This is a genomic window from Hamadaea sp. (assembly GCF_013362815.1).
GTDB lineage: Bacteria > Actinomycetota > Actinomycetes > Mycobacteriales > Micromonosporaceae > Hamadaea.
Window position 1 is genome coordinate 61426 of the sequence record NZ_JABFVK010000076.1, and the last position, 8974, is coordinate 70399.

Genomic DNA, 8974 nt, shown 5'->3' on the forward strand with positions numbered 1-8974 from the left:
ACCCCCTTCCAAACCCGCTGTGGACCCTCCACCGCGGGTTCGTACCGCGCGCGTCCTCAGTTGAGCATGCCCGCCGCCGCCCGCGGAGCCGGCGTGAGCGCGTCGCCCACCCGGTCCACCAGCAGCGCCATCTCATAGCCGACCTGACCGACGTCGCAGCTGCGCGCGGCGAGAACGGCGAACGAGGAACCGTCCGAAATGGACATCAGGAACAGGAACCCGTTGTCCATCTCCACGACGGTCTGGAGGACGGCTCCGCCCTCGAAGCACCGCGCGGCGCCCTGCGTCAGGCTGACCAGGCCGGAGGAGATCGCCGCCAACTGGTCGGCTCGGTCCCGCGGCAGGTCACGTGACGACGCCAGGAGCAGGCCGTCGGCGGAGACTGCGACCGCGTGGGCGACTCCCGGGACGCGATCCGCGAAGTTGGCCAGAAGCCAACCCAGATCCTGCGTTGATGTCATGCCTCATGCTCCTTGCCACCTTGCCGCCCGTTCGGGTGCGAACCAGCGGTCGAGTCATCGTCTTTCTGCTGCGTACGGCCTCGCTGCACACCGCGGTGGTATGCGGAGAGCAGGCCGCGAACCCCTTCGGGCGTACGCCGCTCGAGCGTCGTGCCACCCTTGTCCACACCGCCGGGAACCAGCTGCGCCATCGGAACCCGCTTGGGCAGGCCGGAGCCGGTCACCTCGCCGGCGTCTTCGTTCGTGGCCGAAGCGGCGGCGGACGCCGCCTTCCAGCCGTCGTCGGCGATCGTCTGCCAGCTCGGCGCATACGGCGCCGGAACCGTGTAGCCCGTGGGCCGGTCATTGCTCCCCATGCCTGCACTACCCGCCATCGTGCTCGAACGCTGTTGCTCCGCGCCGTTCCACGAGCCCCCGCCGGCGACCGTCGGATACTGCTCGGTCGCAGGGACGGTGGCGTACTGCCCGGTGGGTGCGGCGTCGGTGATCCGCGGCATCTGCGCGGTCGCAGAGGCGTCCGCGGCGTCGGCCAGCTCACCGGCGGCCGGCTTGCGCGTGCGGAACCAGGCCGATTCGAGCTCCCGGAAGATCGGCAGCTCCATCGTCTCGTCGGCGGGCGGCACCGGGCGCTCCGGCATCGCCGGGGCGGGCGGCACGTAGGCCAGGGTCGGCCGCGGTTCCGGCTCGGCCGGCGGAGCGGGCGGCGGGTAACCGCCCGGCGTCCGGTCGGTGGGGCGCTGCGGCAGCGCGTCACCGATGGACGGAGTGACCGGGATGTTGGGCGTCGTCGGCATGGTGACCGGCGGCCAGACCGGCAGCGAGGGCGCGGCCGGGGAGGCGCTCGCCGGGCCGCTGACGGGCGTCGAGCTGACCGGGGCCGAGCTGACCGGAGCGGAGCTCACCGGTACGCCGCTGACCGGATATCCGCTGACCGGCGCGCCACTGACGGGGTATCCGCTGACCGGGACGCTGCTGATCGGCGGCGTTCCCGTGGTCGGCATCGCCTCGGGCGAGGTCGGCATCTGGCGGGGGATGCCGATGCCGTCCGACATGAGCTCGCCGTCGACCGTCCAGTTCTCGTGCGGGCGGCGCGTCGGCAGCGGGTCGATGCCGGGTGCGGCGGGCGAGCCGTTGACCGGGCCGGCCGAACGGCCGTTGGCTCCGGTGAGGTCGGACCAGGCCGGCATCGAGCGGCCGTTGACCGGCTCCGGCATCGGCGGGACCGATGGAGCGGCCGGCGCCTCGAAGACGCGGGGCGGCGGCTGGTCGTACGCCGGACGGGACGGAGTCTGCCGCTGCGACGGCGGAGTCTGCCGCTGCACCGGACCGCTTTCCAAGGCCAGCGGCTGGGCGAACGGCGACCGCGGCGGCGTCTGAGCCGGCTGCGGCTGCGGGGTGACGGCCCGGTTCGGCGCCTGACCACGCCCGGACAGCGCCCGCGGCACGAGCACCGACTGCGGCAGCGTGACGTCGGCGATGGTGCCCCGGTCGGTGGCCGGCCGCAGCTCGGTCTTGACGCCGTGGCGGGCGGCCAGCCGCGCGACCACGACGAGGCCCATCATCCGGGAGACGGCCACGTCCACCATGGGCGGCGTGGCGAGCCGCTCGTTGATGTCGGCCAGCATCTCGTTCGAGATGCCGATGCCCTGGTCCTCGACGTAGAGCACGGCGCGGTCGCCGACCCGCCGCGCCTCGACCATGACGATCGAGTCCGGCGGCGAGAACGCGGTCGCGTTGTCGAACAGCTCGGCGACGAGGTGGACGAGGTCGTTGACGGCGTGCGAGGCGACCTCGATGTCCCGGTCGACCGTGCCGAACTCGATGCGCGTGTAGTGCTCGACCTCGGACTGCGCGGCCCGCAGCACGTCCACCAGGGACGCCGGGTCGCGCTGGACGCGGGTCGAGTCGGCGCCCGCCAGCACCAGGAGGTTTTCGTCGTTACGGCGCATCCGGGTGGCCAGGTGGTCGAGCTGGAACAACTCGGCCAGCCGGTCCGGGTCCTCTTCGCCGCGCTCCAGCCGGTCGAGGTGACCGATGAGCCGGTCGACCAGGATCTGCGACCGACGGGCGAGGTTGACGAACATCGTGGCGACCGAGGACCGCAGGGCGGCCTGCTCGGCCGCAGTACGCACGGCTTCCAGGTGGACGGCGTTGAACGCCTCGGTCACCTGCCCGAACTCGTCCTTGCTACGGACCGGCAGTGGGTCGGCGATCTGCGTCGCGACCTGGGCCGGGGACAGCTGGGCCGAGATGGACGGGTCCCGCAGCCGGGCGACCGCCTGGGGCAGCCCGTACTGGGCGACGTTGAGCGCACCGTGGCGCAGTTCGCGCAGCGACCGGGCCATCGAGCGGGCCACGAGCCAGGCGAACAGGATGGCGAGGATCAGCGCGCCGAGCAGCAGACCGGTCTGGACGAGCACCTGCCGGGTGACGTTGTCCCGGACGCGGGTCGCTTCGCTGGCCGCGTCGGCGTCGACCTTCTCCTCGACCTTGCGGACGAGGTCGGCCGCCTCCGAGTGCGACTGGTCCCAGTTCTGCGCGGTGAACGTCAGGGCGGACATCTGCGGCGAGCTCATCGACTCGATCAGGCCCTGGTCGAGGCTGACCTCACGGAATGCCCGGCCGCTGGTCCTGGTCGTCCAGACTTCGAACTCGTCGGAGGTGGCGAGGAGCTTGAACGCGTTGAACGCCTGCTCGGAACCCATCAGGGTGGCGATGTAGTCGTCCTTCATCTGCGTCGTCATCGTGCCGCTCGCGAAGGCGTTGAGGACGATGATCCGCTTCTGCGCCTGGTACTCCTTGTACTTCGCCAGCTGCGCGCCCGCCTGCATCCGCTCGGACAGCGAGGTGTCGCCGGCCAGCCGGGCGGTGAAGTCCCGCAGCTGGTTCAGGTCACCGATGATGGAGCTGTAGGTCGAGGCCACGTCGCTGGCTTGGGACTTGGCATTCTTCGTGCCGTCCCGGACCGGGCCGAGCGCCTGCAGGCCCTGCGTGACGTTCTCCAGGGTCGCCGTGAACTTGGCGGGCAGATCCGCCGTCGACAGCGACTGCACCTGCTGGAGGTAGTCGTCCTTGGCCTTCTCGGTCGCCGTGATGACCTGGTCGAGGGCGCTCAGCGCAGTCTGGCGGGCCGCCTTGTCGGAGCCGGCGCCGAGCGCCATGACCGCCTTGGCCCGCTCTTCCTGCAGCTCATGCGCGAGCTCGCCGGCCTCGGTGTTGACGTTGGCGAACGTACGCGCGCGGTCGGCCAGTTCGACCGTATCCATCTGGCCGACGAGACCGTTGACACCGACGACGATGGTGGCCAAGGTCGGCACCACCATGATGAGACCCAGTTTGGCCCAGATGGGCATGTCCCGGAGTCGACCCGCCGGTCGACGGAGACGCGAAAGGACCGAACTCTCCGATCCTGGCCGCTTGCTCACGTCACCGTCCTTCCCACAACGGGCCGCCATCGGCCCGCAGCGCTCGCTGGCCCCGCACACGCTACCCACAGTCGTGGGCGATCCGCCACGCCGTTGCTCAGCAATCAACTGCCGACCGTATTCAGGCCGGACCCCCGAGATTCCATCACGTTGGGCGATAAAGCAAAAGGCCAGCCTGTCCCAGTTCCCACAACTGGGGAGAAACATCAGGACACTTGGGTAATACCGTTCGGCCGACATCCCATGAGATGTGACGCAGTGTGACTACGCGGTTCCGATCAGCTTCGCGTACGCCGGCTTGATGACGTCGTTGATGATGGCGAGCCGTTCGTCGAACGGGATGAACGCGCTCTTCATCGCGTTGATGGTGAACCACTGCAGCTCAGGCCAGCCGTAGCCGAAGGCGTCGACCAGCAGCGACATCTCCCGGCTCATCGACGTACCGCTCATCAGCCGGTTGTCCGTGTTCACCGTCGCCCGGAAGCGCAGATCCCGCAAGAGGCCGATCGGGTGCTCGCCGATCGACGCTGCGGCGCCGGTCTGGACGTTCGAGGATGGACAGAGCTCCAGCGGGATCCGCTTATCCCGGACATAAGCCGCCAAGCGCCCGAGTCGCCGGCTCCCCGGTTCGCCGGTGATGTCGTCGACGATGCGTACGCCGTGCCCCAGCCGATCGGCGCCACACCACTGGATGGCCTGCCAGATCGACGGCAGCCCGAAGGCCTCGCCGGCGTGGATGGTGAAGTGAAAATTCTCACGCTGTAGATATTCGAACGCATCGAGGTGCCGGGTGGGCGGATAACCAGCCTCAGCTCCCGCGATGTCGAAGCCGACCACCCCGGCGTCCCGGTACGCGACAGCCAGTTCGGCGATCTCCATCGACCGCGCGGCGTGCCGCATCGCCGTCAGCAGGCAGCCGATCCGGATCGTCCGGCCCAGCTCAGCGGCCTGCGCCGTGCCTGCGGCGAAGCCCTCCAGCACCGCCTCGACTACTTCGGCCAACGTCAGGCCGTTCTCCAGGTGCTGCTCGGGGGCGTACCGGACCTCGGCGTAGACGACTCCGTCCAAGGCCAGGTCCAGCGCGCATTCGGCGGCGACTCGGCGCAGCGAGTCCCGGGTCTGCATGACCGCCACCGTGTGCCCGAACGTCTCCAGGTACCGCTCCAGGCTTCCGGAGTCCGCGGCCGCGGTGAACCAGCGCCCGAGCGCGTCCGGGTCCGTCTCCGGCAGCTCATGACCGATCTCGGCGGCCAGCTCGACGATCGTCGCCGGGCGCAGCCCGCCGTCGAGGTGGTCGTGGAGCAGGGCCTTCGGGGCGTTGACGATCTCGGCGTAGCTGGGTGCGACCATGTGATGACGATATCGGAGTGCCAACGAGCACACGTGTGAGTCGCTGCCCGGGAGTGCTCGAGCGGCCAAGAGTGCAGTCAGGGTGAAAGATGATCGACACCGTTCTGGCCGCGCTCCGCTGCCCCGTCTGCCACGAGCCCCTCCATCAGACCGAGGGCTCGCTGCGCTGCCCGCGCGGCCACAGCTTCGACCGCGCCCGCCAGGGCTATGTCCACCTCGGCGCGGGCCGCAAGCTGCCCGAGGGCGACACGACCGAGATGGTCGCCGCCCGGTCCGCGTTCCTCCAGGCCGGTCACTACCAACTTGTACGCACAACAGTGGCGGGCTTCGTCCCCTCGTCGGCGGCGCTGATCGCCGACGCCGGCGCGGGCACCGGGTACTACTTGGCCGGAGCGCTGGACGCCGCTCCGGAGGCCGCCGGGATCGCCCTCGACGTGGCCAAACCCGCGCTTCGCCGGGCGGCTCGCGTACACCCCCGGGCTGAGGCGGTCCTCGCCGACGTGTGGGCCGGGCTCCCCCTGGCCGACGGCTGCCTGGACGTCCTGCTGAACGTCTTCGCTCCGCGCAACGGGGCAGAGTTCCGCCGCGTACTGCGCCCGACCGGCCTGCTGGTGGTCGTCACGCCCCTGCCGCAGCACCTCGCCGAGCTACGGCAGCGCTATGGCCTGCTCGACGTCGACCCGGACAAGGCCGGCCGTCTGGCCGCCACCCTCAGCGAGTTCACCCTGGTCGAGGCTGAGGAGCTGACCTTCGCGCTCCAGCTGACCCCAGACGAGGTACGCGCCCTGGTCGGAATGGGTCCCAACGCCTTCCACTCGGCCGCACCCGACGCCGACGCCGCAGCGGACACCGACACGACGGCCCCCGCGGTCGCGACGGTCACGGTCACCGCCGCCGTCCGGGTCGCCGCCTACGCCCCCACCCCTCCGCGTTGATCATGAACCTAGGGTCCCTCACGCACGGCGTGTCGCGCCCCCAGCGTCGTGATCAACGCGGAGGAACGGGTCAGGTGGAGAGGTCGATCTCTTCCCAGCCGCCGGGCGGATCTTGATACGGGCCGGACAGCACGGTGGCCCATTCCAGTCCCCACCGGCGTTGCCCGATCGACGCCGACCCCAGTACGCCGGGCCGGTCGCCACCGGCGGACTCCACCGTGAGGAAGGCCCAGTCGAGGCAGTAGTAGAGGTCGAGGACGGCCGCCACCAACTCCGGTTCGCGGGGAGCGGGCAGCATCCGGCCGCGCCAGTGCGCGAACGATTCTCCAGTGGCGAAGTCCGGCAGCAGTGGCCCGTGCGGTTCGGGTGGGCTGGTCGGGTCCAGCCGGCGGCCGATGCCGAGGACCCAGGTCAACGCGGCGAGGGCATCCAGGTGCAGGGCGAACGCGTGATGGTCGCCGACGTCGCCCTTGATGAAGTCGAACTCGAAGTCGGTGACCTCGTCGTTGAGCCGGTTGTCGTCGAGCCAGGCGAGCGCGATCTCCGGGGGCATGCCGAAGCAGCGTTCGAGGATGATCGCGAGGACGGCGGCGCGGGCCTCGATCTCCCGGGTCGGGCGCAGCGAGACGAGGTCGCCGGGTTCCCAGACGAACGGGAAGGTCTCCGGCGGCAACGGCAGACCGAGCCGTTGCAGTTCGGCGAGGTTGGCGAGGCGGGTGGCGACCGGATCAGGGGCGAGAACTTCGGCCACAGCCCTACGCTACCCGGTCGATCACGAGCGGCTGAGCGGCGACGATGTCGTCCGAGAAGGTGAACGCGCCGGTCGCGTCGGCCAACGCGGCGGGAATGCGGGCGGCGTCGTCGGCCCGCAGTTCGCACAGGACGTCACCGGCGTCGACCCGGTCGCCCGGCTTGACCTTGAGCAGTACGCCGGCTCCGGCGCTCACCGGGTCCTCCTTGCGAGCCCGGCCGGCCCCCAGCCGCCACGCCGCGAGGCCGATGCCCATCGCGTCGACGCTCGCCACGTATCCGGCTTGCGCTGCGCGTACCACTTCATGCTCCTGGGCCTGCGCGAGCGGCGCGTCGGGATCGCCGCCTTGAGCCGCGATCATCTCGCGCCACTTGTCCATGGCACGGCCGTCGCGCAGCGCGGCGGCCGGGTCGGCGTCGATGCCCACGGTCGCGAGCATCTCGCGGGCCAGAGCGATGGTGAGCTCCACGACGTCGGCCGGACCCCCTCCGGCGAGCACCTCGAGTGATTCCGCCACCTCGAGCGCGTTGCCGACGGCCAGGCCGAGCGGGGTGTTCATGTCGGTGAGGAGCGCGACCGTGGTGACGCCGTGGGCCGTGCCCAGCTGAACCATGGTCTGAGCCAGTTCGCGGGCCAGATCCACCGACTTCATGAACGCGCCCGAACCGACCTTCACGTCCAGGACCAGCGCCGACGTGCCCTCCGCGATCTTCTTGCTCATGATCGAGCTGGCGATCAGCGGGATGGCCTCGACGGTGCCGGTGACGTCGCGCAGTGCGTAGAGCTTGCGGTCGGCCGGGGCGAGACCCTCACCGGCCTGGCAGATCACCGCGCCGACCCGGGCGAGCTGGGCGATGAACTCGTCGTTGGAAAGCGCGGCCCGCCAGCCCGGAATCGACTCCAGTTTGTCCAGCGTGCCGCCGGTGTGGCCGAGGCCCCGCCCAGACAGCTGCGGCACGGCCGCGCCGAGCGCGGCGACCAGCGGAGTCAGCGGGAGCGTGATCTTGTCGCCGACACCGCCGGTGGAGTGCTTGTCCACCGTGGGCCGGGGCACGCTCGACAGGTCGAGCCGCTCCCCCGACGCGATCATCGCGGCGGTCCACCGGGCGATCTCAGCCGGCGTCATCCCCCGCAGCAGAATCGCCATGGCCAGCGCGGACATCTGCTCGTCCGCGACAGCCCCCTTCGTGTACGCGTCGACGACCCAGTCGATCTGCTCATCGCTGAGTACGCCGCCGTCCCGCTTGGCGCGGATCACGTCGACTGCGGCGAATCCCATGTGGTGCCTTTCTTCTTTCCGTTGATCATGAACCTAGGGTTCCACCCGACGGCGTGTCGGCACCCCGAACCCCATGATCAACGGGTCTTACAGATATTCCGGCCCGAACGCGCCCGGCAGCAGCTCCCCGACGGTGGTATGCCCACCGGCCGTCTCCACCTGGCAATCCGGCCCGCCGTGCTCGTACAGCAGCTGCCGGCAGCGCCCGCAGGGCGTCAACGGTTCCCCGGCGCGGTCGACGCAGGAGACCGCCACCAGCCGCCCGCCTCCAGTACGGATCAGGTCGCTGACCAGGCCGCACTCGGCGCACAGGGTCAGCCCGTACGACGCGTTCTCGACGTTGCAGCCGCTGACCACCCGGCCGTCCTCGACCAGGCCCGCGACGCCGACCGGGAACTTCGAATACGGGGCGTACGCCCGATGCATCGCGTCGACGGCGACCTTCCGCAGCGTTCCCCAATCGATACCAGTCATCAATGACCCTTCTCGTACGGCTTGCCGTCCGCCGCCGGTGCGCGTACGCGCCCGACCAGTCCGGCGACCGCGAAGATGGTCGCGATGTAGGGCAGCATGCTGAGGAAGTCGCTCGGAATCGGCGTCGCGATGGCGCCGAGCGTGGTCGCCAGCGCGCCGGCGAAGCCGAAGAACAGCGAGGCGAACAGCGCGCCGATCGGCTGCCACCGGCCGAAGATCATGGCCGCCAGCGCGATGAAGCCCGCGCCGTTGGTCAGGTTCTTCGTGAAGCTCGTGGCGGACACCATCGAGAAGTACGC

6 protein-coding genes and 2 pseudogenes are annotated in these 8974 nt (G+C 70.3%); 1 reads left to right on the forward strand and 7 read right to left on the reverse strand.

The features are described 5' to 3' along the window. Positions 1–56 precede the first annotated feature (56 nt). The 3 genes from HOV77_RS29245 to HOV77_RS29255 all read right to left on the reverse strand — a co-directional run bounded on the left by HOV77_RS29245 (position 57) and on the right by HOV77_RS29255 (position 5236). Positions 57–461 (reverse strand): roadblock/LC7 domain-containing protein, encoded by a 405-nt coding sequence (locus tag HOV77_RS29245; protein WP_253758077.1) that lies wholly within the window; start codon positions 459–461, stop codon positions 57–59. Further along, a complete protein-coding gene (locus HOV77_RS29250) occupies positions 458–3814 on the reverse strand; it encodes a nitrate- and nitrite sensing domain-containing protein (protein WP_290867806.1) in 3357 nt (1118 codons plus the stop codon). Before HOV77_RS29250 ends, HOV77_RS29245 begins: the two co-directional genes overlap by 4 nt. Before the next feature lie 336 nt (positions 3815–4150). Continuing rightward, a complete protein-coding gene (locus HOV77_RS29255) occupies positions 4151–5236 on the reverse strand; it encodes an adenosine deaminase (protein ID WP_290867808.1) in 1086 nt (361 codons plus the stop codon). A gap of 89 nt (positions 5237–5325) precedes the next feature. Between HOV77_RS29255 and HOV77_RS29260 the strand changes: the two genes are divergently transcribed. Continuing rightward, positions 5326–6171 (forward strand): putative RNA methyltransferase, encoded by an 846-nt coding sequence (locus HOV77_RS29260; RefSeq protein WP_290867811.1) that lies wholly within the window; start codon positions 5326–5328, stop codon positions 6169–6171. A 70-nt stretch (positions 6172–6241) separates the two neighbouring features. On the opposite strand, the gene HOV77_RS29265 is transcribed toward HOV77_RS29260, so the two are convergent. The 4 genes and pseudogenes from HOV77_RS29265 to HOV77_RS29280 all read right to left on the reverse strand — a co-directional run. Continuing rightward, positions 6242–6922, reverse strand: a complete 681-nt coding sequence (locus tag HOV77_RS29265) for a DUF4272 domain-containing protein (protein ID WP_290867813.1) — start codon at positions 6920–6922, stop codon at positions 6242–6244. Positions 6923–6926: 4 nt separating this feature from the next. Further along, a complete protein-coding gene (locus tag HOV77_RS29270; protein WP_290867816.1) occupies positions 6927–8201 on the reverse strand; it encodes a thymidine phosphorylase in 1275 nt (424 codons plus the stop codon). A gap of 105 nt (positions 8202–8306) precedes the next feature. Then, positions 8307–8675, reverse strand: a pseudogene (locus tag HOV77_RS29275) (cytidine deaminase); the annotation flags it as partial. Continuing rightward, a pseudogene (locus tag HOV77_RS29280) lies at positions 8675–8974 on the reverse strand (ABC transporter permease); the annotation flags it as partial. The pseudogenes HOV77_RS29275 and HOV77_RS29280, both read right to left, overlap by 1 nt.

What these genes read in the sequence shown, in the direction of transcription:
- HOV77_RS29270 (WP_290867816.1), bottom strand. Translation starts at nt 8,201, where the DNA reads ATGGGATTCGCCGCAGTCGACGTGATCCGCGCCAAGCGGGACGGCGGC.
- HOV77_RS29255 (WP_290867808.1), bottom strand. Translation starts at nt 5,236, where the DNA reads ATGGTCGCACCCAGCTACGCCGAGATCGTCAACGCCCCGAAGGCCCTG.
- HOV77_RS29260 (WP_290867811.1), top strand. Translation starts at nt 5,326, where the DNA reads ATGATCGACACCGTTCTGGCCGCGCTCCGCTGCCCCGTCTGCCACGAG.
- HOV77_RS29245 (WP_253758077.1), bottom strand. Translation starts at nt 461, where the DNA reads ATGACATCAACGCAGGATCTGGGTTGGCTTCTGGCCAACTTCGCGGAT.
- HOV77_RS29250 (WP_290867806.1), bottom strand. Translation starts at nt 3,814, where the DNA reads ATGCCCATCTGGGCCAAACTGGGTCTCATCATGGTGGTGCCGACCTTG.